A 24,407-nucleotide genomic window follows, 5' to 3' on the forward strand; every position below is an offset into this window, starting at 1 on the left:
CATGAAAATACTGGTGATCGGCCCGTCATGGGTGGGCGACATGATGATGTCGCAAAGTCTTTACCGCACGCTCCGGGCGCGCTATCCCCAGGCGATAATCGATGTGATGGCACCCGCGTGGTGCCGTCCGCTTTTATCGCGTATGCCGGAAGTCAACGAAGCGATCCCGATGCCGCTCGGCCACGGGGCGCTGGCGCTGGCGGAAAGGCGTAAGCTCGGCCAGAGCCTGCGGGATCGTCGCTATGACCGCGCTTATGTGTTGCCCAACTCGTTTAAATCCGCCCTTGTTCCTTTTTTTGCAGGCATTCCACACCGTACCGGCTGGCGCGGCGAAATGCGCTACGGTCTGCTGAACGATGCGCGCGTGCTGGATAAGCAAGCCTGGCCGCTAATGGTGGAACGTTACGTGGCGCTGGCGTATGACAAAGGCGTCATGCAGTCGGCGAAAGATCTGCCGCAGCCGCTTTTATGGCCGCAACTTCAGGTTAATGAAGGCGAAAAAGCGCAAACCTGCGCCGCGTTTAACCTCTCTTCAGAGCGTTCGATCATCGGTTTCTGCCCGGGCGCAGAGTTTGGCCCGGCCAAACGCTGGCCGCATTATCACTACGCGGAACTGGCGAAACAGCTGATTGACGAAGGCTATCAGGTGGCGCTGTTCGGCTCGGCGAAAGATCATGAGGCAGGCAACGAAATTCTTGCGGCGTTAAGCACGGAGCAGCAGGCCTGGTGTCGCAATCTGGCGGGCGAAACCCAGCTTGAGCAGGCGGTGGTGTTACTCGCCGCCTGTAAAGCGGTGGTAACGAACGATTCCGGTCTTATGCACGTCGCGGCCGCCCTGAACCGCCCGCTTGTGGCGCTCTATGGCCCCAGCAGCCCCGATTTCACGCCGCCGCTGTCGCATAAGGCGAAAGTCATTCGCCTGATTACCGGCTACCACAAAGTGCGCAAGGGCGATGCGGCAGAAGGCTATCACCAGAGCCTTATCGACATTACGCCAGACCGCGTGCTTGAAGAGCTGAACGCCTTGCTGATGGACGAGGACGCGTAACGGATGCGGGTGCTGATTGTTAAAACGTCCTCCATGGGCGATGTGCTGCACACGCTGCCGGCGCTGACAGACGCCATGCTCGCCATTCCCGGCATCCGTTTCGACTGGGTGGTGGAAGAAGGCTTTGCGCAAATTCCTTCCTGGCATGCGGCGGTGGAACGCGTTTTACCCGTGGCTATTCGTCGCTGGCGAAAAGACTGGTTCTCTGCGCCGGTAAAAGCCGAGCGCCGCGCGTTTCGCGAATCGCTTCGGGCGGTGAAGTATGATGCAGTTATCGACGCCCAGGGGCTTATCAAAAGCGCTGCGCTGGTGACCCGCCTGGCCCGTGGCGCAAAGCACGGCATGGACTGGCGCAGCGCGCGCGAGCCGCTTGCCAGCCTTTTTTACAACAAGCGCCACCGTATTGAAAAACAGCAGCACGCCGTTGAGCGCACGCGCGAACTGTTCGCCAAAAGCCTGGGTTATGCAAAACCGCAAACGAAAGGCGATTACGCCATCGCACAACATTTCCTGCAAAACCTGCCGGACGACGCAGGGCGCTATGCCGTGTTTTTGCATGCGACCACCCGCGACGATAAACACTGGCCGGAAAGCCACTGGCGCGAGTTGATTGCGCTTATGGCGCCGACGGGGCTGCGTATTAAGCTGCCCTGGGGAGCGCCGCACGAAGAAGCGCGGGCGAGGCGCCTGGCTGAAGGAAATAGCCATGTGGAGGTGCTGCCGCGCATGAGCCTTGAGCAGGTGGCGCATGTCCTGGCAGGCGCGCGCGCCGTAGTGTCCGTGGATACGGGCTTAAGCCACCTGACGGCGGCGCTGGACCGTCCTAACGTTACGCTTTACGGCCCGACCGACCCGGGGCTTATTGGCGGCTACGGACAAAACCAGCACACCTGCCGACCTGAAAACTCGAACCAACTTAACGATTTGCGCGCCGCTGCGGTTTTCGCCGCGCTTGCGCCTTTGCTTGCCAACAAGCCTTCTGAATCCGGTAATGTCCATGGCTGATTTTTTTACTCCTGAGCGCCCGCCCCGGCGAGTGCTGATTATTAAGCTGCGCCACCATGGCGATGTGTTGCTGACTTCGCCTATGTTCACCGTGCTGAAAAAAGCCTGGCCGGGCGTAGAGGTGGACGCGCTGGTCTATGACGACACCCAGGCGATGCTCACCAGTCACCCGTATATCGACCAGGTGCATACTATCGGGCGCAACTGGCGTAAGCAGGGCTTACTTAAGCAATTCAGCCTTTATCGCGGGTTAGTGAAAACGCTTAAAGCGCGCGACTACGACGTGCTTATCAACCTGACCGAGCACTGGCATGGCGCGCGGCTGGCGCGCCGCCTTAAGCCGCGCATTTCCGTGGGCTTTCGCCCCGATAAACGCACCGGACTGGCGCGCTGGCGCTGGGTGAAATCGTTCACCACGCTCTATCCGGCGATTCAGGACAATACCCGCCATATGGTGGAAGTAAACCTCGATGCGCTGCGCCGTATCGGCATTCATCCCGCCACCAGCGAAGATAAGCGCACGCTGTTTGTCCCGGGCGAAGAGGCGCAAGCGTTTGTGCAGGCGCGCTTGCAGGAGTTTGGCCTGAGCGGCGGCGATTATATTCTTGTGCACCCCACCTCGCGCTGGATGTTTAAATCCTGGGATATCAAAAGCCTCGCGGCCACCGTGGACGCGCTTGCCAGCCGCGGCCTGCCGGTTATCCTCTCCGCCGCGCCGTCGCGTGAAGAGACGGAGTATATGGACAAGCTGCGCGCCGCGATAACGCAGCCGGTTTTCGACCTCAGCGGCAAACTTAATCTCAAGCAGCTTGGCGCGCTGATGAAACACGCCCGCGTCTATTTCGGCGTCGACTCCATGCCCATGCATCTGGCAAGCGCCGTGGGCACGCCGACGGTGGCGATTTTTGGGCCTACCGGCGCCATCAAATGGGCGCCCTGGGGCGTGCCGCACCGGGTGATTACGGCAGGCTTCACCTGCCAGCCGTGCGGTAAAGACGGCTGCGGCGGCAGCGGCATCTCCGATTGCATCATGGCCATTACGCCGCAGCAGGTGCTGAGCGCCATTGATACGTTGCTGCTGGAAAACCGCTCATGAAGCTTGCTATCGTTCGCCAGACTTACAACCCCAACGGCGGGGCGGAGCGCTTTGTTTCGCGCGCGCTGAATGTGCTTTCGCAAAGCGGCGAACTGGACGTCACGCTGATAGCCCGCCAGTGGGAAGACGCCGCAGGCTGGAAAACGCTGACCGTCAATCCGCCTTTTCGCAACCGTCAGGCGCGGGAAGCGGGGTTCGCCCGCGAAGCGGCGAAACATTTTGCCCGGTTTGATATTGTGCAAAGCCACGAGCGTATTCCGGGCGCGACCCTTTTTCGCGCCGGCGATGGCGTACACGCCGCCTGGCTTGAGCAGTACAACCGCATTCTTTCGCCGCTGCGCCGCTGGACACAAACCTTTAGCCCTTATCACCGCTACATCTTGCAGGCGGAGCGCGAGATGTTTACGCACCCGCAACTGCGCAACGTTATTTGCAACTCGAAGCTGGTGCGGGACGATATTGCCCGTCGCTTTGGGCTGGGCGCGGAAAAGCTCACTGTTATCTATAACGGCGTCGATACCGCCGCTTTTCATCCGGATGTACAGCGCTTTTCGCAGCGTGCAGCCTGGGGAATACCCGCCGGGGCGCCGGTGCTGGCCTACGTTGGCTCCGGCTTTACCCGCAAAGGGGTGGCGGTAGCGCTGAAGGCTATCGCCGCGCATCCTGACGTCTGGCTGCTGGTCGCGGGCCGCGATAAACATGCCCGGCGCTTTGAAGCGCTGGCGTCAAAGCTCGGCGTAGCCGATCGCGTGAAGTTTCTTGGCCCGGTTTCCGACATCAAACAGGTTTACGGCAGCGCCGATGCGCTTATTCTGCCCACGCTTTACGATCCGTTCCCGAATGTTTGCGTGGAAGCGCTGGCCTGCGGCCTGCCGCTGCTGACCAGCACCCAGTGTGGCGCGGCGGAATGGATTGAAGAAGGCAAAAACGGTTGGGTACGCGATGCGCTGGATGTGAAAGGATACCGTGACGCCATCGCACAATGGCTGGCGGGCCGCGCGCGCGGCGAAGATTATCGCAAGGCGGCGCGCCATACCGCCGAGCCTTTTACGCTCGACCGCATGGCGCAGGAGTTAAACGCGCTTTATCGCGAACTGCTGGCCTAGCTTATCGCGCCTGTCGCGCCCGGCAGGCGTCGGTAAATACCTTTTCCATCGCTTCCAGCATGCATTCCCGGGTGAGATGGCGGCAAAGATAATCATATCCCTGCCGCGCCAGGCGCTCCCGCAGCACGCCATCGCGGTAAAGGCGCTCAATCGCCCCGACTAACGCCTGCGCATCGCGCTGGGGGATGAGCAGGCCCGTTTCGTTATTTTTGATGGCATCGCCCGTTCCGCCCGCATCGGTGGCGATAGTCGCTACCCGCGAGGCGAGCGATTGCAGTACCCCCTGCGGCACGCCTTCCATATCGTGCGAAGGACTCAGCGCAATATCAAATGCCGGAAACCAGTGTTCCGGGTCGCTGCGATGACCAGCCATGACAACCCGCTCCGCCAGACCCAGCGCCGTTATCTCTTGCTCCAGCGTTTCGCGGTGCGGGCCTTCGCCGACAATCGCGAGCTTAATATGGGGATTGTCGATTTTCGCCAGCGCCTGTAGCAGCACGCTATGACCTTTGTTCGGACGAAGGTGGGAAACCACGCCCAGCCAGAAATCGTCTTCGCTCAGCCCGCAGCGGCGACGCGCTTCGGTTTTGTCGCCCGGCCGGAAGCGCGCCGTGTCCACGCCGCTTGGCACGGATGTGCTGTGCGCCAGCGGCACGCCAATCTCAACCAGCTGATAGCGCAATGCTTCACCTGTGGTAACGATATGCGAACAGGCTGTGCCGAATAGCCAACGGGTGCTGCAGTTATTACGCGGTTTGCCGGAGGCGTGGCGCGTGCGCACCAGCGGCACCGTCCGCCGTGAAAAGAGGTTCGCCAGCGCAACCAGCCAGGTATCCGCCGAGTTATGGCTGTTGATAACGTCGACCTGATGACAGCTGAGCCAGCGGCGCAGCGCCAGCAGATTAGCGAGATTTTTACGCTTTAGCGGCAGATTAACGACATGAAGCCCCGCGTTGCGGGCAAGGGCGTTCAGCGGAGCGTCTTGCGGACACAGAACCGTAACCTGATGGTCTCGCTCCACCATACCTAGCGACTCGTTAATAATGCGCAGAGGCTGGCCTCCCTTTCCGCCATCCGCCTCGGTATGAACGATGTGCATAGTTTTTATCCTTCGCGAATCTGTCTGAAAGGGCAGGATTATATCGTTTGCTTTATAGCACGTTACAAACTTTATTCTTCTGTAGAGGGGGTAATTATGGTAATTTTCCCGGCGTTTTCAGCGTTATTCTTAAATCCGGCTTAGCATTCAGCTGCTTTACTGATTGTTCTTTCCAGCACATTACAAGCATACATTTTAGCTTTATAAATTTTATGATAAATATTCGTAAGTCTTTGACAGGGTTATTGCTTTTTAGCGTAATGGCGCTCTGCTTTGTCTGGCCGATTCCTAACAATCTCCTGCTTTTTCATCGCAACGGCTTTATTTATCTCGCCATTTTGCTGGCGCTGGGTTTATTTGCCCGCACGCCGCCCATTCGGGCAATGCTCAATCTGCGACAGGCGAAACCGGCGCTGCTTATACTCCTCGTGCTGACGCTGTTTATTTTGGTTAACGGCCTTATCTTCGCGCCGGACATAAAAGAGATGCTGGATTACTGGGACGGTCAGTGGCTGCGCCCGGTGCTGCTTTTCTGCTGCGGTCTGGTGCTGTCTCCTGTCATTCAGGCCCAGTACCCCTCCGTTACCGCAGACCGGCTTTTTACAGCCATTGTGCTCTGCTTCTGGGGGGTGATTTGTGTTCACCTGCTGGATACGGCCTGGCTTTACTGGCGTGACGGGGTTATCCACTGGGGCGAAACGCGGATTGTTTTTAACCGGACGCGGATGAGTTTCCAGATCAACATGATAACCGGCTTCCTGATTGCGGAACTGCTGGCGCGCGCTTTAATCCACCAGCGTTTTTTAACCCTGAAGACCCCTTTCCTGGCCTTTATGCTGCTGGCTAACCTGGCCTGCACCGCGCTGGTCGATACCCGGTGGGGAACGATAGGACTGGTGGGCAGCCTGTTTTCCACCTTTATTCTGCTGGGCCTGCACAAAATGCGCCGCGGCAATATCGCCAGGATTGGCGCTATCTTCGTTGCATTGCTGATTGCCGCCATCGCCCTGGGCGTCGCCTCATGGAAAACCGACCCGCGCTGGCAGAGCCTGAAAAGCGATGCCGAGACGGGCTGGAATGCGCCGTTTACCAGCTACTGCTATAACCGGACCACGGGCACCGTTCCGCTTAATCAGGAAGGCCAACCGATGGATCACTCTAACGGTTGCCGCGCCAGCTTTTTCCATCAGGGATGGGAAATCGTGGCGAAACATCCTTTCGGCATAGGCCCGCGCAAAGAGGCGTTTCGCTATATCTTGCGGCGTGATACGCATGATAACCGCATTAATATTCCACACAGCCACTACGGCCTGATTGAATTCGGCCTACAGAACGGCGTGCTGGGCATTGCAGGGTGGCTGGCGTTGCTGCTTGCCTGCTGGTACACCGGCTGGCGTCATTACCGCCACGACAAAACCATGCCTGGGCTGTTCTTATTGCTTTTCACAATTGGTTTCTTCTCGCGCACCATGGTTGACCATAACCTCAAGGACCATTACCTGGAGCAATATATGATGCTGACGGGCCTGCTGATGGGCATCTGCTGTCTGCGTTCTGGTTCCTCCCGGGCGCAAAATAGACCTTAACCCTTTTCAAAACGCGCCCGCTTTTCTTTCTTTAAACAAAGCAAAGAGGCGGGCGCGCGAACTCTGATTAAGCGTTGCGGTCCAACGCCCATTCGGTCAAACTGACGCATTTTTCGCACGGCCCGGTTTTCACGGAGAAAGTATGTCTGACACCCCTCTTCTGAGTCTCGTTATTGCGGTTTATAACGGGGAGAAGTTTCTGAGCGCGTTTTTTGACAGCATCAAAAACCAGCACCTCAGCAGCGTCGAACTGATTGTCGTGGATGATGGCTCAACCGACCGTTCCGCGGAAATCATTAACCGCTATGCCAGCGAATTCGCATGCTTTCGCGTGGTCACGCAGGAGAACCAGGGGGTGTCGGTCGCGCGTAACACCGGTCTTGCGCTGGCGAGCGGCGAATACCTTGCCTTTCCCGACATTGATGATGTGATTTATCCGGGGATGTACAATCGCTTGCTGGAAATCGCCACGCAAAATCGTCTCGACGTCGCCACCTGCAACGGCACCTATATTTATGACGATGGCCGCCCGGCGAAAAAGATATTTCCCTCAGACCGCCTTGCCTCAACCGGGGTGCTGGACGGCCCCACCTGGCTGCAAATGGCGCTGAATTCGCGCAAATTCCTGCACGTGACCTGGCTGAATATTTATCGACACGATTTTATTAAACGCCAGGGTTTTACCTTCGAACCTGGCTTGCGCCATCAGGATATTCCCTGGACGACGGAAGTACTGCTGACGGCGGAGCGCGTGCAGTATATAGACGAAGCGCTGTATGACTACCTGATCCACTCCGCTTCCGTCTCGCATACGCCCGGTACGGATGATACGCGCATGCGTTCAGCGCGCCACTATATGAAGATTCTGGAGCTGCTCAACGCCATCAATGAACGCTACCCGGAACAGGTAAAACGCGTCCCGGCCTGTCACTGGCAAATCGCCAAAGAGGGCCTGGGCATTTTGCACAGCATCAACAATATCGAAAATCCGGATAAGAAGCGTGAAATCACCCGCGAGCTGTTTGAGCGGGGTATCTGGGAGATGATTTGGCGTAACGCGCGCGGCTTTAAACAGCGCTGGCGCCTGGGTCGTCGTTATTTTCGCCTTAAAAAACTCATTAATTAATCAGGCCATCATGAATAAAATTAAAATCCATGTTGTTTCCCGTGACGATTTTATCGCCCGGTACTTCCCGGATTTTCAGGAGCTTGTTGAAAACAAAATCAACCCCGATACAATTCCTGAACGTTTTTACTGCGGCGGAAAAGGGGTCTGGACATTTCAAACCCTTTTAACTCTAAGTTATTATTATAACCAAAAAATAGAGTGTTCATGGGGAACAGAATGTCGCTCCGATGCAGTTAATCTAATGCATAACGATCACTTCGGCTCACGAGTAAAACCCTGGAAAGGCGTTACCGTCGTGGCTCGCGCTGACAGGCCTCCCGTCATAGGCGCAGATTACGTGGTTGAGCAAAACCCTGAAGTGGCCTCAGGCAAAGGGCGACTTTTCATTCCTAACTGGCCGCAGCCGGGCGTACAGCCGCGCGAACGTACCGATGACGCCGTGCGCACCGTCGCCTATTTTGGCCGCGTGGATAGCTTCCCGCCGGAATACGCCAGCGAAGAATTTAAGCAGAGGCTGGCGGCTGAAGGCATCGACTTGCGTATCTCTTTCAACAACTGGACTGATTATCGCGACGTGGATGTCTGCGTGAGCTTTCGTAAATCCCATGACCATAAGCTCGCCCGCAAGCCTGCCAGCAAGCTGATTAACGGCTGGCTTGGCAAAACGGTGATGGTCTGCGACGACGAGCCCTCTTTCCGCGCCATCCGTGAAAGCGAGCTTGATTACTTAATTGCTAAAAATCCGGATGAAGCTTTCGCCGCGATTATGCGTCTTAAAAATGACCCGACGCTGTTTCGCAGCATGCTGGAGCAGGGAGAAAAACGGTTGCAGGTTTACTCGCGTGAAGCGGTTGCCGCGCGCTGGTTCGCGCTCTTTGAATCTATCTGGCAAAAAGGGTTGCATCAGCGCCCGGCAGCCGTTCGCGCGCTGCGCTTTGGTTTTGGCAAAGCGATCCGCCCGCTTACCCGAAAAATGTAATGTTCTAAGGCCATTTCATGTCTGTTACTACGTTGACTACGCCTCTCTCCGGGCGCAGTAATCTGCTGCGCACGCTGGGCCTGACGCTCGCGTTTATGCTGCTGTTTTCCCTGTCTGAAATCAGCATCCTTTTGAAAGATCACGTTTATCATCCGAAGCACGATGATGTGCTGCTGTACGCGATCATCTCTCTGCTCGCGGCTGCCAGCGCGCGCTTTTTCCTGACGCGCCTGCTGCTTGCCGTGACGTTTATCGTGCAGATAAGCGAGGCGATTTATTACACCTTCTATGGCCAGTTTTATGGCCCAAGCGAAGTGTGGCTGGCGTTTGTCGAGACGAAAGATATCGCCAGCGGCATCAGCGACAGCTTCGGCACGCTTGGCATCTATTTTATCTTTATGCTGGCGGCGGTCATTTTCTCGCTCGGCTTCGCCCGCCGCTTCGCGCCAGCATGGAAAAAATGGCTGGCGATGCCTTGCCTGCTGGCTATCGTGGTGATGTTCGCCGGGCAATTCTATAAAGCCATCGACGGGCAAATGTATAAGTTCAACCCTGACCTGCGCCATTCGCTGCTGCGTAACGGGCTTTCAGCGATGAGCTTCAGTTCTGTGCGGCTTATACCTGAAGCCATTTCCGGCGAAAACCAGAATATCGCTCACTACGATCCCTACAGCGTGACGCCTGTACCAGGCTATCAGAGCGGCAAATACTCGATTATTCTGGCTATCGGCGAAAGCCTTAACCCGCACCACGTCAGCGCGGTAGGTTATGAACGCGAGACGACGCCGGAGCTGGCTGCGCTGATGAAACAGTATCAGGGCACGTCGCGTATTATCGTTTCGAATGCGGTTTCTACCCGGGTAGCTATTCCGATGCTGGTGAATAACTTGCGCGAGCCGGACAACTACTTTGCCTATAAATCCAAATCAACCAACCTTTTCGCCAATGCGCAAAAGCAAGGCTACCAGACGGCGTTTATCTCCGCCCAGGGGCTGGAAGGTTTAAGTAACTGGATCGGCATTCACAACATTAATTTCTGGGAAGACACGCAGATTCGCCCCGCGCCGGAAGTGGGCGCCGACAGCGTGCTGACGCCTTCTGTGGAAACGGCGAAAATCGACTACGCCAAACCGTTTTTTATGGTGCTGAACAGCCGCGCCCCGCATATTCCTTACGAGCGCAACATTCCGGCGGGCTTTGCGAAGTTTTCAACGCCAAAACTCGCTGACGATATTGCGCAGAAGAAAAACGAGTATGACGATGCTGTCCGCCTGTACGATAAAGAGCTGGCCTCGGCTATTCGTACGGTGATGGCGAAATCTAAGCTGCCGGTACTGGTGTTTATTACGTCCGACCACGGCGAGCGCGTAGGCGATGGCGGTTTGTTTGGCCACTCGGTGGTAGAAATGCCGATAGCTCAGGTACCGTTTATCTATTTCAGTAACGGGGCGGATTATCGCTTTGATGAGATCGCGTCAGCGCAGCCGAAAAACCATTTCCAGCTCGCCACGCTTATCAACAAAATGCTGGGCTTTGACGTGACTAACCCGAATCAAAAAGATGATAGTTACTTCATCACGGGCGGCGATATTCGCGGCTTGTCGGAGCGTATAACTTATCACCTTGATTCCCTGCCAGAAAACAAACGCTAAAGGCCGTTTAACGGTCGCTTTTCTCATGCCGGGCAGATCGGTTCTGCCCGCTTAATCGCCACAACTCGCTCTCTTAACATTCGTGTCGGGCAAAACCGCGCGCATGACGCCAAAAGGATAGCTTTAGCTACGCTAAATGCTTAGAATTTGCCCGCCGATAAAGAAAATAACGGATATTCGCTTGGAATCGTTGTATACCGCTTTACTCTACCTTATACAGCCTTTTGTCTGGCTACGTCTGCTGCTTCGCAGCCGCAAAGCCCCGGCCTACCGCAAGCGCTGGGGAGAACGCTATGGCTATTGCCAGGGCAAAGTTCAGCCAGACGGCATTCTGCTTCATTCCGTTTCCGTAGGAGAGACGCTGGCGGCGATCCCGCTGGTGCGCGCGTTGCGCCATCGTTATCCTCGTTTACCCATTACCGTCACCACCATGACGCCTACCGGTTCAGAGCGCGTGCTCTCCGCGTTCGGTAAGGATGTGCATCATGTTTACCTGCCTTACGATCTGCCTGGCGCGATGAATCGTTTTCTGGACACGGTAAGCCCGAAGCTGGTTATCGTGATGGAGACGGAGCTGTGGCCGAATATGGTCTCTGCGCTTCACCAGCGTAAAATTCCCCTGGTTATCGCTAATGCCCGTCTTTCGGAACGTTCGGCCCGGGGTTATCAAAAGCTGGGCGGCTTTATGCGCCGCTTGCTAAGTAAAATCACGCTCATCGCCGCTCAGAACGAGGAAGATGGCAGCCGTTTTATTGCGCTTGGGCTCAAACGCAATCAACTGGCCGTCACAGGCAGCCTGAAATTTGATATTTCCGTCACGCCTGAGCTGGCGGCTCGTGCTGTTACGCTGCGCCGCCAGTGGGCGCCGCGTCGTAAAGTGTGGATCGCCACCAGCACGCATGACGGCGAAGAAACCATTATTCTTGACGCTCACCGTAAGCTGCTGGAGATATTTCCGGATCTGCTGCTTATCCTTGTGCCTCGCCACCCGGAGCGCTTTAAAGACGCGCGGGAAATGGTGCAAAAAGCCGGTTTTAGCTTCACGCTGCGCAGCACTGGCGAAATCCCTTCCGGCAGCACCCAGGTGGTGATTGGCGATACCATGGGCGAACTGATGCTGCTGTACGGCATTGCAGACCTCGCTTTTGTCGGCGGAAGCCTGGTGGAGCGCGGCGGTCATAACCCGCTTGAACCTGCCGCACACGCTATTCCGGTGCTGATGGGCCCGCATACGTTTAATTTCAAAGATATCTGCTCAAAATTGCAGGAAGCGGACGGACTCATCACCGTAACCGATGCGGATTCGCTGGTAAAAGAGATCTCCACGCTGCTGACTGACGAAGATTATCGGCTCTGGTATGGCCGTCACGCTGTAGAGGTTTTGCATCAGAACCAGGGCGCTTTGCAGCGTCTTTTACAGCTTCTTCAGCCTTATCTGCCGCAGCGGAGTCACTAATGGCCTCGCGTCTCTCGGTTGTCATGATTGCCAAAAACGCGGCGGATGTGCTGCCAGATTGCCTGGCCTCGGTAAAGTGGGCGGATGAAATTGTGCTACTGGATTCAGGTAGCGAAGACAATACCGTCGCACTGGCTGAAGCGGCAGGCGCGCGCGTATTTACCGCGGCCGACTGGCAAGGCTACGGCGTTCAGCGCCAGCGGGCGCAGCAGTACGCCACTGGCGATTATATTTTGATGATCGATACCGATGAGCGGGTTACGCCAGCGCTGGCGAACGCCATTCGGCAGGCGCTGGACAACCCGCAGCCAAATACGGTTTACAGCATCGCGCGCCGCAATCTTTTCCTGGGGCGCTTTATGCGTCACAGCGGCTGGTATCCCGACCGGGTAACCCGCCTCTACCCGCGCGAGCGTTACCGCTATAACGATAATCGGGTGCATGAATCGCTGGAAGCGCCTGGCGCGCAAGTAGTCGCGCTGAAAGGCGATCTGGAGCATCTTACCTGCCGGGATTTTGCCAGCTTTCAGCGTAAACAGCTGGCTTACGCTGCGGCCTGGGCGCAGGAACGTCATCAGCGGGGTAAAAAGGTATCGATAGCGGCCATATTCGGCCATACGTTAGGCGCTTTTTGTAAAACGCTCTTGCTGCGAGGCGGCGTACTGGATGGCAAGCAGGGCTGGCTACTTGCTGTCGTCAATGCCCAGTATACTTTTAATAAATACACCGAACTGTGGGCCTTAAACCACGGCTATACGGAAAAGAAACCGCTATGACCACTCGCGCTATTTATCCCGGCACGTTTGACCCTATCACCAACGGCCATATCGATATCCTCACCCGCGCTTCCCGCATGTTCGACGAAGTTATTTTGGCGATTGCAGCAAGCCCGCATAAAAAAACAATGTTTACGCTGGAAGAGCGTGTGGCGCTGGCGCAGCAGGCGACAACGCATCTTGAAAAAGTGCAGGTGACGGGTTTCAGCGATCTGATGGCGAACTTCGCGCAGGCGCAAAACGCAAATATTCTGGTGCGCGGTCTGCGTACATCAGGCGATTTCGAGTATGAAATGCAGCTTGCGCATATGAATCGTCACCTGATGCCGGAGCTGGAAAGCGTTTTCCTGATGCCCGCGAAAGAGTGGTCGTTTATCTCGTCTTCGCTGGTCAAAGAAGTGGCGCGCCACCAGGGCGATGTCTCTCACTTTCTTCCGGCGCACGTGCATCAGGCGTTGCTGGAAAAACTCGGCTGATTATTTCTGGCAGCGGCGACACCAGTACGTGCTGCGCTGGGCATGTTTGCCCGCCAGTATCGGTGTGCCGCAGACCCGGCAAGGTTCACCTTCGCGGCCATACACCTGTAACTGCTGTGCGAAATAGCCCGGCTTGCCGTCACTTTGCAGGAAATCCCGCAGCGTAGTGCCGCCCTGCTCTATCGATCGTAACAAGACTGCCTTGATCGCCTGCGCCAGTAATTCGCACTCTTTTTTTGATAACGATGAGGCAAGGCGATCGGGGTGGATCCCCGCCGCAAACAGCGACTCGCTGGCATAAATGTTGCCAACGCCCACCACCAGCTTGTTATCCATCAGCCAGGGTTTTATCGCGGTTTTCTTTTTCACGCTTCTGGCATGCAGATATTCACCGTTGAACGCTTCGCTAAGCGGCTCCGGCCCTAAATGCGCGAGCACGTTATGGCCTTCCAGCGCTTTGGTCCACAGCCAGGCGCCAAAACGACGCGGATCGGTGTAACGCAGCACTTTGCCGTTGCTCATTACCAGGTCGACATGATCGTGTTTTTCCGGCGGCAATTCCTGCGGCAGAACCCGCAGGCTGCCGGACATGCCCAGATGGATAATTATCCAGCCATCCGGCAACTCAAGCAGCAGGTATTTAGCGCGGCGCTGCACGCTAAGAACCGGCTTATCGCTTAAGGCATGGATTTCGTCAGAGACTGGCCAGCGCAGGCGGCTATTGCGCACTACAGCGTGAAGAATGGTTTCGCCAACCAGATGCGGTTCAATACCGCGGCGGCTGGTTTCGACCTCGGGTAATTCAGGCATGCTTTCTCTCGTGATTTTTGTTTATCGGATAACCTTAATATGAGGATAGTCAGAAAACAAAAAACCCCGCCGGAGCGGGGTTTTTGTACAAGTCGCTAAAATTATTTAATTTTAGCTTCTTTGTAAAGAACGTGCTGACGAACAACCGGATCGAATTTCTTCAGTTCCAGTTTTTCCGGCTTAGTACGTTTGTTCTTCGTGGTGGTATAGAAGTGACCAGTACCAGCAGAAGAAACCAGCTTGATTTTCTCGCGAATACCTTTAGCCATGATTTAGCTCCTTAGTACTTCTCGCCACGGGCACGCAGTTCAGAAAGAACAACGTCGATGCCTTTTTTATCAATAACACGCATACCTTTAGCAGATACGCGCAGAGTAACGAAACGCTTTTCGCTCTCTACCCAGAAACGGTGAGAGTGCAGGTTCGGCAGAAAACGGCGTTTAGTCGCGTTCAGTGCGTGTGAACGGTTATTACCGGTCACCGGACGCTTGCCAGTAACTTGGCAGACTCGGGACATGTCTATTCTCCAAAAATCAAATTAGCTCGAGCTTCGTATAGGGTATTGGCGCCTCGTCAGGCCTAAAGCCCGGTCTGGCGGTTCAATGTGAACTCGCGTATGCCAGGCCCAAATGCCAAACCCGAGATTCTCAAAGGTGGCGTAGTATACGCTGCCGGGGCCTTCTGCTCAAGTCCCGAACAGAAAAGATCGCTATGGATCGCCTCGCCTGGCTTATATCCACCCACGTTCGGCGAAAGAAACGCATTCTCCACGCCCAATAACCAGGTGGTCAAGCACCCTGATATTCATAAACTGGCAACAATTTATGATGCGCTCCGTAATTAATTTATCTGCCTTGCTGGGCTCGGCATGACCCGAAGGATGATTATGCGCAAGTATGATTGCCGCTGCGTTAAGGCTTATCGCCTCCCGCACTATTTCTCTCGGATGCACCTCTACATGGCTCAGCGTGCCGGCAAAAAGCCGGCTGTTTTTAATGACGCGGTGTTGGTTATCCAGGAAGATCACCATAAAGATCTCGCGTTGTTCATCGCCAAGCTGGCTCATGAGAAATTCCCGCGTCATCTCAGGGCTTAAAAGCGGTTGTTCGGCCTGCACCCAGGAAGCAGCGTAACGCCTGCCTAATTCAGCTATTGCGCTAAGCTGCGCATATTTCGCGACGCCGATGCCGCCCACCGCGCCCAGCTCATCAAGCGTTGCAGACAAAAGACGGCGCAGCGAGCCAAACTGCCTGAGCAGTTGTTCCGCCAGCGTGACGACATAAACGCCACGTTTGCCTGTGCGCAGAAAAATCGCCAGCAGTTCTGCGTCGCTTAACTCCTTCGCGCCATAAATAAGCAATTTTTCACGAGGCCCCGCCAGCGCTGTTTTATCGTCCGCCATCGCCTGTCTCCCTGACATTAAGGTTTTATCCTGCCATAAACGCCGTTGTCGGAAAGCATGGCTTGTCGCACTTGCGCGCCATCTCGCAAAGTCGATTTTTTGTGCTGCCCCGCCTGTTTTTTGATTGTGGTAAAATGCCCGCCTTATTCGTTATTAACGGAAAAAAATCATGACTGGGCTTTCCGGAAAAAAAATCGTTCTGGGCGTCAGTGGAGGCATCGCTGCGTATAAAGCGCCTGAACTGGTGCGTCGCCTGCGTGAGCGCGGCGCAGAAGTGCGCGTCGCCATGACGGAAGCGGCTAAGGCGTTTATCACGCCGTTAAGTCTGCAAGCCGTATCGGGTTATCCCGTTTCCGATAGTCTGCTGGACCCTGCCGCCGAAGCGGCGATGGGGCACATTGAACTGGGCAAGTGGGCGGATTTAGTCATCCTGGCTCCCGCTACCGCTGACCTTATCGCCCGCGTAGCAGCGGGTATGGCGAATGATTTGGTCACCACAATTTGTCTTGCCACGCCTTCTCCTGTCGCTGTGGTGCCTGCGATGAACCAGCAAATGTACCGCAACGCTGCGACGCAACATAATCTGCAAGTACTGGCTTCGCGCGGCTTGCAACTATGGGGCCCGGACAGCGGCAGCCAGGCGTGCGGCGATATCGGACCGGGGCGCATGCTTGATCCGCTAGTGATAGTGGAAATGGCTGCGCAGCATTTCGCGCCTGTCAAAGATCTGCAACATCTTAATATCATGATTACCGCCGGCCCCACCCGTGAACGGCTCGATCCCGTACGCTACATCACCAACGACAGCTCCGGTAAAATGGGCTTCGCTATTGCCGCGGCGGCGGCGGCGCGCGGCGCTAACGTAACCTTAGTCTCAGGCCCGGTCGCCTTATCCACGCCGCCTTTTGTGCAGCGTGTAGAGGTAACCACGGCGCTGGAAATGGAAGCGGAAGTGCAAAAACGCGCGCAGCAGCAGCACATTTTTATTGGCTGCGCCGCGGTAGCGGATTACCGCGCGGCAGAAATCGCCAGTGAAAAAATCAAAAAGCAGGGAGATGAACTGACCCTGACGATGATTAAGAACCCTGACATTGTGGCAGGCGTTGCTGCGCTTGCGGTTAATCGTCCTTTTGTCGTCGGGTTTGCCGCCGAAACGAATAATGTGGAAGAATATGCGCGGCAAAAACGCCAGCAAAAAAACCTCGATTTGATTTGCGCCAACGATGTTTCACAATCAAATCAAGGATTTAATAGCGACAATAACGCCTTGCATCTTTTCTGGCAGGAGGGCGATAAAATCTTGCCGCTTGAGCGGAAAGAACGCCTTGGCCATCTCTTACTGGACGAAATCGTTACCCGTTATGATGAAAAAAATCGACGTTAAAATTCTGGACCCGCGCGTAGGCCAGCAGTTTCCGCTGCCGACTTACGCTACCGCTGGCTCTGCTGGCCTTGACCTGCGCGCCTGTCTGGATGACGCCGTAGAACTGGCGCCGGGCGCCACGACGCTTTTGCCGACCGGCCTTGCGATTCATATCGCCGACCCGTCGCTTGCGGCGGTTATCCTGCCACGCTCAGGGCTTGGCCATAAGCATGGCGTGGTTCTGGGCAACCTGGTGGGCTTGATTGATTCTGATTATCAGGGTCAACTTATGGTTTCCGTCTGGAATCGCGGCCAGCAAAGCTTCATTATTGAGCCCGGCGAACGCATCGCACAGATGGTGTTTGTGCCGGTAATACAGGCAGAATTCAACCTTGTTGAAGCCTTTGATGAGACCGAGCGCGGTGAAGGCGGTTTCGGTCACTCCGGGCGGCAGTAAGCCCCCGGGTTAAACGCATACCCTAAGCGAAATAAAGCGAATAAATTACCACAGGCATAACGCCTGTGGTCGCTTGTGGATGCTCGCCTGGCAAGAATGTATTCTCAGGGGTCTTTCAGAACATGTCAGAAAAACAAACTGCGAAAAGGAATCGTCGCGAAGAAATACTTCAGTCTCTGGCCCAGATGCTTGAATCCAGCGATGGCAGTCAACGCATCACCACGGCGAAACTGGCAGCTTCCGTTGGCGTTTCCGAAGCGGCGCTCTATCGTCACTTTCCCAGCAAAACCCGGATGTTTGATAGCCTCATAGAGTTTATCGAAGACAGCCTTATTACCCGTATCAATCTCATCCTGAAGGATGAAAAAGACACCACCACGCGCCTGCGGCTGATAGTGCAATTGATTCTGGGGTTTGGCGAACGCAACCCCGGGCTAACGCGCATTCTTACCGGTCATGCGTTGATGTTTGAGCAGGATCGTTTGCAGGGGCGTATTAATCAGCTTTTTGAACGTATCGAAGCGCAACTGCGGCAGGTTCTGCGTGAGCGCAGAATGCGTGAAGGCGAAGGTTATGCAACGGACGAAACTTTGCTGGCAAGCCAGCTACTGGCATTTTGTGAAGGCATGTTGTCGCGTTTTGTCCGCAGCGAGTTTCGCTATAGTCCTACTGAAGAGTTTGAATCCCGCTGGCCGTTGCTTGCCGCGCAGCTTCAGTAAATAAAAAGGGCCCTTCGGCCCTTTTTATCTTTATACCCCGTACTGCTCGCGATATTCGCGCACCGCGGCCAGGTGCGCTGCCATCTCAGGTTTTTCTTCCAGATAAGCGATTAACTCTTTCAGGGTGATGATTGAGATAACCTTACAGCCATAATCGCGCTCCACTTCCTGAATAGCGGAGATATCACCGCGCCCCCGCTCCTGCCTGTCGAGAGAAATCAATACGCCTGCCAGCGTGGCCCCGTTGGCCTGGATAATTTCCATCGATTCGCGGATGGCTGTGCCGGCAGTAATCACATCGTCCACTAACATAATGCGACCCTGCAACGGGCTGCCGACCAGGTTGCCGCCCTCGCCATGGTCTTTCGCTTCTTTACGGTTAAAGCAGTAAGGCACGTCGCGTTCGTGGTGCTCTGCCAGCGCCACAGCGGTAGTGGTGGCAATCGGGATGCCTTTGTAAGCGGGACCGAAGATCAGGTCAAAATCAATACCGGAGTCTACCAGCGCTTCAGCATAAAAACGGCCCAGCAATGCCAGATCGCGGCCCGTATTAAACAGCCCGGCGTTGAAAAAATAGGGGCTGGTGCGCCCGGATTTCAGCGTAAATTCGCCAAACTTCAGAACCTGTTTATTAAGGGCGAATTCAATAAACTGACGCTGATACGGTTTCATGGCTTTGCTCCTCAAATAGCATTTTTCAGGCATAAAAAAGGCGACTTCACAGTCGCCTTAAAAATTAATTTGCTAACGCCGCCTTCTGCGACGTGACAATCGATTCAATCCCCCCGCGGGCTAACGCCAGCAGCGAGAGCAACTCTTCATGCGTAAACGGCTCGCCTTCAGCTGTTCCCTGTACTTCAATAATGCGGCCATCTTCGGTCATTACAACGTTCATGTCCGTTTCCGCAGCCGAATCTTCCACATACTCCAGGTCGCAAACCGCTTCGCCATTCACAATGCCTACGGATACAGCCGCAACCATCCCTTTTAGCGGATTGGCTTTCAGCTTGCCGCTGGCGACCATGGCATTTAACGCGTCTGCCAGCGCCACACAGGCGCCGGTAATGGAAGCGGTACGGGTGCCGCCATCAGCCTGCAACACATCGCAATCGAGCGTGATGGTAAATTCGCCCAGCGATTTTAAATCCACGGCAGCGCGCAGAGAACGCGCAATAAGGCGTTGGATCTCAAGCGTTCTGCCACCCTGTTTGCCTTTCGCCGCTTCGCGGGCGTTACGGGTATGGGTTGAACGCGGCAACATGCCGTACTCAGCGGTGATCCACCCTTGCCCCTGGCCTTTAAGAAAACGCGGCACGCCTTCTTCAATCGTCGCGGTGCAAAGTACTTTGGTATCGCCAAACTCAACCAGCACGGAGCCTTCAGCGTGTTTAGTGTAATGACGGGTCAGGGTGACTGGGCGCACTTCGGTAGCGCTACGGCCTGATGGACGCATGAAATTCTCTCCGGCTTGAAACAGATGTGGCTGCGCATTATACGGACTTAAGATGCTTATTCCTATCCTGCCAGGCCTGGGGTAGCTATAATCGCATCACTCTTTTTAAAAACAGGTATGACTATGATCCGCAGCATGACCGCCTACGCCCGGCGAGAAATTAAGGGTGACTGGGGTAGCGCCGCCTGGGAATTACGCTCGGTAAACCAGCGCTATCTGGAAACCTACCTTCGCCTGCCGGAACAGTTTCGCAGCCTGGAACCCGTAGCTCGCGAGCGCATCCGTAATCGCCTGACGCGAGGAAAAATTGAGTGCACGCTGCGTTTTGAACCAGACGCCAGCGCGCAAAGCGAGCTTATCCTCAATGAAAAACTGGCGAAGCAGCTGGTCAGCGCCGCGAACTGGGTAAAAATGCAGAGCGACGAAGGCGAGATTAACCCGCTCGATATTCTGCGCTGGCCAGGCGTGATGGCGGCTCAGGAGCAGGATCTGGATGCTATTGCGGCTGACATTCTGGCGGCGCTGGACGGCGCGCTGGATGATTTTATCGTCGCTCGCGAAACAGAAGGACAGGCTCTGAAAGCGCTTATCGAACAGCGCCTGGAGGGCGTAAGCGCCGAAGTCGCTAAAGTCCGCGCGCAGATGCCTTCTATCCTGCAATGGCAGCGTGAGCGACTGGTCGCCAGACTTGAAGATGCTCAGGTGCAGCTTGAAAACAACCGCCTGGAACAGGAACTGGTGCTGATGGCGCAGCGCATTGACGTTGCCGAAGAGTTGGACCGTCTTGATGCGCATATTAAAGAGACTTACAACATTTTGCAGAAAAAAGAAGCCGTCGGCCGCCGTCTGGACTTTATGATGCAAGAGTTCAACCGTGAATCGAACACGCTGGCATCAAAATCTATTAATGCCGATGTAACCAATTCCGCTATCGAGCTGAAGGTATTGATTGAGCAGATGCGCGAACAGATTCAGAACATTGAATAGTGGTTTTTAACGATGCATAAACCCGCTTTAGCGGGTTTTTTATTTTTAACACGCTCATTTCGCGGAAAATGTCTCATTGCCTGCGCGTATAAAAATATTTATTTCGATTTGCCCATCACTAGCAAAAACGCTTTTTCTCCTTCCGCCTTTATAAAGGTTATTATTCAGACAAATTTATAATTTGACGCTTTATTGATTAAAATTTACCCTACAAATGCGCAATTCTTATACTTAGCAGGTTCTGCGTATTGAAAGCGCCGCAAAGTATGTGACAATAGCGCACTACACTCAGGGCCAGCAGCGGCCATTACAAAAAATTTAGATTATGTCTTTTGTCACTATTGTTGCTACTAAGTTACGTGAAGAGCAACGTAACGCGTTTTTTCTATGCGCTTCGCTCTCACTTTTGATGTTGCTTTGGCCCGTTGTTTTTACACAACCGCCCAGGTTTGTATTACGTATTGCAGTGTGTAATATTTTACTGATTACCAGCGCCGCTGCGATTTATAAAAGCCTGCCAGGAAAAATCATTTCGCTGGCGCTTTGTGCCTGCCTGTCAGTTAATTTCGCCATTGACTTCAGTACTTATAGTATTTATGAGAGCGAGTTTAACGTCGCCTTTGCTATGAGCGTGTTAACCACGCATATGCGCGAAATAAAAAGCATGGCGAGCCTTTATCTTTATTATATGCCAGTCGCGATTGCGCATTTCAGCTTCACATTAATAGCCATCCATTTATTATCAAACAAAATAAACCGCAGACAAAGTATCGTCTCTTTTGTGTTGCTTGTTCTCTTTTTTAGCTGGTTCTCTTTTTCATGCTGGTCTAAAAAGCAAAAAGATAAAGAAGTCTATTATCCTTTAGCTGCGCGCATCCTGGTGAACACTCCATTTTATGTCGCTGCGGATTTCATTATTGCTAACCGCGATAACCAGCTGGCGGCAAAAGTCGGTCAGGGTGGAGAAAATTACACCAACCTGACCTGGCAAGATCAGAATATAGAGACGTATGTTGTGGTCATTGGCGAATCTGCCCGCCGTAGCAATATGCAGCTTTATGGCTTTCCATTGAGCACTACGCCGGCTGAAATGAAGATTGGCAATAATGCGCTTATTTTCGAAAAAGCCATTGCCCCGGCTTCAGCGACCGTACTGGCGGTTCCAATGATATTAAGCCGTGCGGATGCTGAACATTTTACTGTCGACAACCTCTCGCAAAACATCGTGAATGCGGCTAATAAAGCAGGCTTTAACACCTACTGGATAAGCGCGCAGGGCAACAGCGGCAAGAGCAATAATTACGTAGCAGCTATCGCTGCCGCAAGCCACCATCTGCACTGGGTTGACGGTCATTATGATGATGAGTTATTGCCCTGGTTTGATGACGCGCTAAAACAGCCCGGCAAAAAAGTTATTTTTCTCCATATCAACGGCAGCCATGAACTGGCCTGTACGCGTTATCCTGAATCTCATGATTATTTTCACACCGGGAATAAATATGAGGATTGCTATAACAATGCGATTCGCTTCACCGACTATTTTCTGGCGGAGGTCATGGAACGCCTGACGAATCGCTCCGCCTCACTCCTCTATTTTTCTGACCACGGGCTGGAAAAAAATGCCCAGCTTGAATCTGTTTATATGCATGGTTCACGCTTTCCAAGCAAAGAAGCTTATGATGTACCACAGTTCCTCTGGTACAGCGACAATGCGCTTAAAAGCCAGCCACGTAAGACAGGCAAAATTGAAACGCCCTGGTCTACCGCCAACAATTATTTCCTGATGTTGAGTTGGATGGGCATTAAGACGGGCGAACCAAACTGCCGCTCATTATTTGATGCCTGTTTTCAGCCGGATAACACGTTCCCTGTAATGGATGGCGGTCGTCATATATTCGAATATCAACAGCTCAGGGCGCATTTTAATGACCCTAAGCCTGATATCACGGTTAAAAAAGCGAGCAAAAATTCTTTATAGCGCCTTGTTGGTGAAACCCGTAACTTGCTGCTTACTTAGCCACTCAGCCAGTGCGCTAACCTGCGGATGGTGGATGAAGCTGACAAGCTGCCGCGCACGCTCTGCTCCAACGCCAGGCAATTGCTGCCAGCTGGTTTCATTGCGTGCGCTTAGCTCTTGCCAGGTTTGATCGGGTAATGCTTGCAAAGCGCTGGCGGGTAACGGCAACCCCAGCGCTTTAAGCCATTGCCGAAAAGGCAACTTGCGCGTAAAGGAGAAGCGATGCCAGAGCTGGCTCGCCCTGCGGGAGGAAAAACCGGGCGTTAACGATAAAGCGTCTGGCGCAAGCGCGAGCCAGGAAAAAAGATGTTCAAAACGCTGCGCCTGATGCAATTGTTGCCAGGACGCTTCTCCCAATCCGCTCAGGCCAAGCACGGATTTCTGGCTTAGCCATACCAGCCGCGCCAGAAATTGCGCTTCACATTCATGAGATGCATAAAAACAGCTTACTGCTGCGTTCGATTGCCTGGCTGGCGGCTTCGGTTTATCACGCTTCGCCACGCGCCAGATAACTTCATCGAGCCGGGGAATGCCCTGTCCCGCAAGGCTTACCGCGACGCTGTCGCCTGAGGCGATATCCCATTTATGCCATCGTGAAACTGAGCCAATATTGGTATGCCTCACCCATTTATCATCAAGCAAAACGGGTTCCAGATCTGCGACAACGCTAATTTTACCTGTACGCCCCGTTGCGAAGCGGATCCCCTTGACGGTGGTCATCTGCTTTACAGGCGGGTATTTCCAGGCCACAGCCCACTCGCTTTGCCCCGGCCGCCAGAATTTACCGGCAGGCTCGCTGTCGTCGCGCACAACCACACCATCGGTTACAAACGGCAGAGGCGTAGTAAACCAGTGTTCCCGCCACTGCGCGATCTCTGCGCGGGTCTTCACCGGTTTCGTCCACGCTTTTGTCAGACTAAAACCTTCTGCTGCCAGCGCCTCTACATTTCGCTTTCATATTTATGGGACCATCCGGCCAGGCCCAGATAAAAACATCCAGCTCTTTAAGTAATGACGAGGGTTCACGGCGCATCATCGCACCCGCGACCAGCGCCCGGGCGTTAATGCCGCCTGCTGTTTTCTGCAAATGCCCATGACGACGTAAAAAAATCTCGCCCTGCAATACGCTATTTTTTAGTGCCCCAGCAACCTTTTGCGGAATAGCGGGAATATGTCGTGCTTTTCCGGTCCAGTCTTCCCCATATAAACCATCACCCCGCCTTATCGCTTGTTGCAATTCGCCATGACGATAAACCAGCGTCACCGCCACACCGTCAACCTTGGGCTGTACCCATACTGACGTGCGTTGATGCATCCACTCTCTGAGCTCGCTGGCATCGGTTAGCTTTCGCAGCCCGGTATGCGCGACAGGGTGAGGAGTGCGGCCCCGCGCCAGCGCAGGCGGCGCGTTCTGAACCGCCTCCTGGTGAAAACAGCGCTTCCATTGCGTTAATTGCGCGTTAAGCCGATCGTACACCGCGTCGCTGGTCTGGCTTTCTCCTTTTTGCCAGTAGGCTTCATCCCAGCGCGTTAGCTGCGCCTGGAGATGAGATATTTCGTCCTTTGCCCGAGGTAAAGGCCAGTCCGGACAGCCCGCCTGAGCGCCGAAACCATACAGGCTGGCCAATAGCCAATACATTCTGATTCTCATCCCGCATCTCCTTGCGCACTTTCGCCGAAACATAAGCCTGGCTGCGCCGCTGCGCTACAAAGAAACAAGCGTTTATGGAGCTGTTTTCAAAGAAATAACGCCAGAGCCGCAAAAGTTGCGCAGAGCTGGAAGCGGGTACG

The 24,407-nt window shown here is 54.5% G+C and carries 23 protein-coding genes and 1 pseudogene; 16 read left to right on the top strand and 8 right to left on the bottom strand.

Translation table 11 applies throughout. The features are described from left to right. Nucleotide 1 precedes the first annotated feature (1 nt). Genes rfaF through DW56_RS20755 form a run of 4 tightly spaced genes read left to right on the top strand, consistent with a single transcriptional unit; the run spans nt 2 to nt 4,255 of the window. Nucleotides 2–1,048: an ADP-heptose--LPS heptosyltransferase RfaF gene (gene rfaF, locus DW56_RS20740; protein ID WP_024551576.1), complete on the top strand. Its 1,047-nt coding sequence runs from the start codon at nt 2–4 to the stop codon at nt 1,046–1,048. 3 nt (nt 1,049–1,051) lie between these two features. Further along, nucleotides 1,052–2,053 (top strand): lipopolysaccharide heptosyltransferase RfaC, encoded by a 1,002-nt coding sequence (gene rfaC / locus DW56_RS20745; RefSeq protein WP_024551575.1) that lies wholly within the window; start codon nt 1,052–1,054, stop codon nt 2,051–2,053. Next, the gene (gene rfaQ, locus DW56_RS20750) at nt 2,046–3,149 is read left to right on the top strand and encodes a putative lipopolysaccharide heptosyltransferase III (protein ID WP_024551574.1); all 1,104 of its coding nucleotides are present in this window, start codon (nt 2,046–2,048) and stop codon (nt 3,147–3,149) included. Before rfaC ends, rfaQ begins: the two co-directional genes overlap by 8 nt. After that, complete coding sequence (locus DW56_RS20755; protein WP_024551573.1) at nt 3,146–4,255, top strand: glycosyltransferase family 4 protein; 1,110 nt, start codon at nt 3,146–3,148, stop codon at nt 4,253–4,255. The genes rfaQ and DW56_RS20755 overlap by 4 nt, the downstream gene beginning before the upstream one ends. A gap of 1 nt (nt 4,256) precedes the next feature. On the opposite strand, the gene DW56_RS20760 is transcribed toward DW56_RS20755, so the two are convergent. Further along, nucleotides 4,257–5,354, bottom strand: coding sequence for a glycosyltransferase family 4 protein (locus DW56_RS20760; protein ID WP_024551572.1), 1,098 nt, complete (start codon nt 5,352–5,354; stop codon nt 4,257–4,259). 212 nt (nt 5,355–5,566) lie between these two features. Here DW56_RS20760 and DW56_RS20765 point away from each other — a divergent pair, with 212 nt between their 5' ends. From DW56_RS20765 to coaD, 7 genes are all read left to right on the top strand, one after another. After that, nucleotides 5,567–6,940, top strand: coding sequence for an O-antigen ligase family protein (locus DW56_RS20765; RefSeq protein ID WP_024551571.1), 1,374 nt, complete (start codon nt 5,567–5,569; stop codon nt 6,938–6,940). A 142-nt stretch (nt 6,941–7,082) separates the two neighbouring features. After that, on the top strand, nt 7,083–8,066 hold the full coding sequence (locus tag DW56_RS20770; protein ID WP_024551570.1) for a glycosyltransferase: 984 nt from the start codon (nt 7,083–7,085) through the stop codon (nt 8,064–8,066). Between the two features lie 244 nt (nt 8,067–8,310). After that, the gene (locus DW56_RS20775; RefSeq protein WP_234409176.1) at nt 8,311–9,048 is read left to right on the top strand and encodes a glycosyltransferase family protein; all 738 of its coding nucleotides are present in this window, start codon (nt 8,311–8,313) and stop codon (nt 9,046–9,048) included. Nucleotides 9,049–9,065: 17 nt separating this feature from the next. Next, nucleotides 9,066–10,700, top strand: a complete 1,635-nt coding sequence (locus DW56_RS20780; protein WP_024551568.1) for a sulfatase-like hydrolase/transferase — start codon at nt 9,066–9,068, stop codon at nt 10,698–10,700. 181 nt (nt 10,701–10,881) lie between these two features. Beyond that, nucleotides 10,882–12,156, top strand: coding sequence for a lipid IV(A) 3-deoxy-D-manno-octulosonic acid transferase (waaA, locus tag DW56_RS20785; RefSeq protein WP_024551567.1), 1,275 nt, complete (start codon nt 10,882–10,884; stop codon nt 12,154–12,156). Further along, nucleotides 12,156–12,932, top strand: coding sequence for a glycosyltransferase family 2 protein (locus DW56_RS20790; RefSeq protein WP_024551566.1), 777 nt, complete (start codon nt 12,156–12,158; stop codon nt 12,930–12,932). The genes waaA and DW56_RS20790 overlap by 1 nt, the downstream gene beginning before the upstream one ends. Continuing rightward, a complete protein-coding gene (gene coaD / locus DW56_RS20795) occupies nt 12,929–13,408 on the top strand; it encodes a pantetheine-phosphate adenylyltransferase (RefSeq protein WP_024551565.1) in 480 nt (159 codons plus the stop codon). The genes DW56_RS20790 and coaD overlap by 4 nt, the downstream gene beginning before the upstream one ends. Here the strand turns inward: coaD and mutM are convergent, their stop codons facing one another. The 4 genes from mutM to radC all read right to left on the bottom strand — a co-directional run bounded on the left by mutM (nt 13,409) and on the right by radC (nt 15,620). Then, nucleotides 13,409–14,218 carry a bifunctional DNA-formamidopyrimidine glycosylase/DNA-(apurinic or apyrimidinic site) lyase gene (gene mutM / locus DW56_RS20800; protein ID WP_024551564.1) on the bottom strand — a complete coding sequence of 270 codons (810 nt, stop codon included), beginning with the start codon at nt 14,216–14,218 and terminating at the stop codon, nt 13,409–13,411. A 101-nt stretch (nt 14,219–14,319) separates the two neighbouring features. Continuing rightward, on the bottom strand, nt 14,320–14,487 hold the full coding sequence (rpmG, locus tag DW56_RS20805; RefSeq protein ID WP_003024094.1) for a 50S ribosomal protein L33: 168 nt from the start codon (nt 14,485–14,487) through the stop codon (nt 14,320–14,322). An 11-nt stretch (nt 14,488–14,498) separates the two neighbouring features. Then, nucleotides 14,499–14,735, bottom strand: coding sequence for a 50S ribosomal protein L28 (gene rpmB / locus DW56_RS20810; protein WP_004388471.1), 237 nt, complete (start codon nt 14,733–14,735; stop codon nt 14,499–14,501). 213 nt (nt 14,736–14,948) lie between these two features. Next, nucleotides 14,949–15,620 (bottom strand): RadC family protein, encoded by a 672-nt coding sequence (gene radC / locus DW56_RS20815; RefSeq protein ID WP_024551563.1) that lies wholly within the window; start codon nt 15,618–15,620, stop codon nt 14,949–14,951. A 169-nt stretch (nt 15,621–15,789) separates the two neighbouring features. On the opposite strand from radC, the gene coaBC reads away from it, so the two are divergent. The 3 genes from coaBC to slmA all read left to right on the top strand — a co-directional run bounded on the left by coaBC (nt 15,790) and on the right by slmA (nt 18,159). After that, nucleotides 15,790–17,004, top strand: a complete 1,215-nt coding sequence (gene coaBC, locus DW56_RS20820; RefSeq protein WP_024551562.1) for a bifunctional phosphopantothenoylcysteine decarboxylase/phosphopantothenate--cysteine ligase CoaBC — start codon at nt 15,790–15,792, stop codon at nt 17,002–17,004. Next, nucleotides 16,982–17,440, top strand: a complete 459-nt coding sequence (gene dut / locus DW56_RS20825; RefSeq protein ID WP_024551561.1) for a dUTP diphosphatase — start codon at nt 16,982–16,984, stop codon at nt 17,438–17,440. Before coaBC ends, dut begins: the two co-directional genes overlap by 23 nt. A 122-nt stretch (nt 17,441–17,562) precedes the next feature. Then, a complete protein-coding gene (slmA, locus tag DW56_RS20830) occupies nt 17,563–18,159 on the top strand; it encodes a nucleoid occlusion factor SlmA (protein WP_024551560.1) in 597 nt (198 codons plus the stop codon). A 30-nt stretch (nt 18,160–18,189) separates the two neighbouring features. Here slmA and pyrE read toward each other — a convergent pair whose 3' ends face one another. Together pyrE and rph are read right to left on the bottom strand one after the other, a co-directional pair. Continuing rightward, nucleotides 18,190–18,831, bottom strand: coding sequence for an orotate phosphoribosyltransferase (pyrE, locus tag DW56_RS20835; RefSeq protein WP_024551559.1), 642 nt, complete (start codon nt 18,829–18,831; stop codon nt 18,190–18,192). Nucleotides 18,832–18,895: 64 nt separating this feature from the next. Next, on the bottom strand, nt 18,896–19,612 hold the full coding sequence (gene rph / locus DW56_RS20840) for a ribonuclease PH (RefSeq protein ID WP_024551558.1): 717 nt from the start codon (nt 19,610–19,612) through the stop codon (nt 18,896–18,898). A 123-nt stretch (nt 19,613–19,735) separates the two neighbouring features. Between rph and DW56_RS20845 the strand changes: the two genes are divergently transcribed. Both DW56_RS20845 and DW56_RS20850 read left to right on the top strand, forming a co-directional pair. Next, on the top strand, nt 19,736–20,599 hold the full coding sequence (locus tag DW56_RS20845) for a YicC/YloC family endoribonuclease (protein WP_024551557.1): 864 nt from the start codon (nt 19,736–19,738) through the stop codon (nt 20,597–20,599). A gap of 325 nt (nt 20,600–20,924) precedes the next feature. Further along, complete coding sequence (locus tag DW56_RS20850) at nt 20,925–22,577, top strand: phosphoethanolamine transferase (RefSeq protein WP_024551556.1); 1,653 nt, start codon at nt 20,925–20,927, stop codon at nt 22,575–22,577. Here the strand turns inward: DW56_RS20850 and ligB are convergent. After that, nucleotides 22,572–24,267: pseudogene (ligB, locus tag DW56_RS20855) on the bottom strand (NAD-dependent DNA ligase LigB). The gene DW56_RS20850 and the pseudogene ligB overlap by 6 nt on opposite strands. Nucleotides 24,268–24,407 lie beyond the last annotated feature (140 nt).

The sequence above is a fragment of the Franconibacter helveticus LMG 23732 genome (assembly GCF_000463115.2).
Taxonomy (GTDB): domain Bacteria; phylum Pseudomonadota; class Gammaproteobacteria; order Enterobacterales; family Enterobacteriaceae; genus Franconibacter; species Franconibacter helveticus.

Coding starts and splice junctions, on each gene's coding strand:
- DW56_RS20790 (WP_024551566.1), top strand. CDS start 12,156: ATGGCCTCGCGTCTCTCGGTTGTCATGATTGCCAAAAACGCGGCGGAT.
- DW56_RS20755 (WP_024551573.1), top strand. CDS start 3,146: ATGAAGCTTGCTATCGTTCGCCAGACTTACAACCCCAACGGCGGGGCG.
- DW56_RS20850 (WP_024551556.1), top strand. CDS start 20,925: ATGTCTTTTGTCACTATTGTTGCTACTAAGTTACGTGAAGAGCAACGT.
- radC (WP_024551563.1), bottom strand. CDS start 15,620: ATGGCGGACGATAAAACAGCGCTGGCGGGGCCTCGTGAAAAATTGCTT.
- rpmG (WP_003024094.1), bottom strand. CDS start 14,487: ATGGCTAAAGGTATTCGCGAGAAAATCAAGCTGGTTTCTTCTGCTGGT.
- DW56_RS20775 (WP_234409176.1), top strand. CDS start 8,311: ATGCATAACGATCACTTCGGCTCACGAGTAAAACCCTGGAAAGGCGTT.
- rph (WP_024551558.1), bottom strand. CDS start 19,612: ATGCGTCCATCAGGCCGTAGCGCTACCGAAGTGCGCCCAGTCACCCTG.
- rfaF (WP_024551576.1), top strand. CDS start 2: ATGAAAATACTGGTGATCGGCCCGTCATGGGTGGGCGACATGATGATG.
- dut (WP_024551561.1), top strand. CDS start 16,982: ATGATGAAAAAAATCGACGTTAAAATTCTGGACCCGCGCGTAGGCCAG.
- DW56_RS20770 (WP_024551570.1), top strand. CDS start 7,083: ATGTCTGACACCCCTCTTCTGAGTCTCGTTATTGCGGTTTATAACGGG.
- rpmB (WP_004388471.1), bottom strand. CDS start 14,735: ATGTCCCGAGTCTGCCAAGTTACTGGCAAGCGTCCGGTGACCGGTAAT.
- rfaC (WP_024551575.1), top strand. CDS start 1,052: ATGCGGGTGCTGATTGTTAAAACGTCCTCCATGGGCGATGTGCTGCAC.
- mutM (WP_024551564.1), bottom strand. CDS start 14,218: ATGCCTGAATTACCCGAGGTCGAAACCAGCCGCCGCGGTATTGAACCG.
- DW56_RS20845 (WP_024551557.1), top strand. CDS start 19,736: ATGATCCGCAGCATGACCGCCTACGCCCGGCGAGAAATTAAGGGTGAC.
- pyrE (WP_024551559.1), bottom strand. CDS start 18,831: ATGAAACCGTATCAGCGTCAGTTTATTGAATTCGCCCTTAATAAACAG.
- rfaQ (WP_024551574.1), top strand. CDS start 2,046: ATGGCTGATTTTTTTACTCCTGAGCGCCCGCCCCGGCGAGTGCTGATT.
- slmA (WP_024551560.1), top strand. CDS start 17,563: ATGTCAGAAAAACAAACTGCGAAAAGGAATCGTCGCGAAGAAATACTT.
- coaBC (WP_024551562.1), top strand. CDS start 15,790: ATGACTGGGCTTTCCGGAAAAAAAATCGTTCTGGGCGTCAGTGGAGGC.
- DW56_RS20780 (WP_024551568.1), top strand. CDS start 9,066: ATGTCTGTTACTACGTTGACTACGCCTCTCTCCGGGCGCAGTAATCTG.
- DW56_RS20760 (WP_024551572.1), bottom strand. CDS start 5,354: ATGCACATCGTTCATACCGAGGCGGATGGCGGAAAGGGAGGCCAGCCT.
- coaD (WP_024551565.1), top strand. CDS start 12,929: ATGACCACTCGCGCTATTTATCCCGGCACGTTTGACCCTATCACCAAC.
- DW56_RS20765 (WP_024551571.1), top strand. CDS start 5,567: ATGATAAATATTCGTAAGTCTTTGACAGGGTTATTGCTTTTTAGCGTA.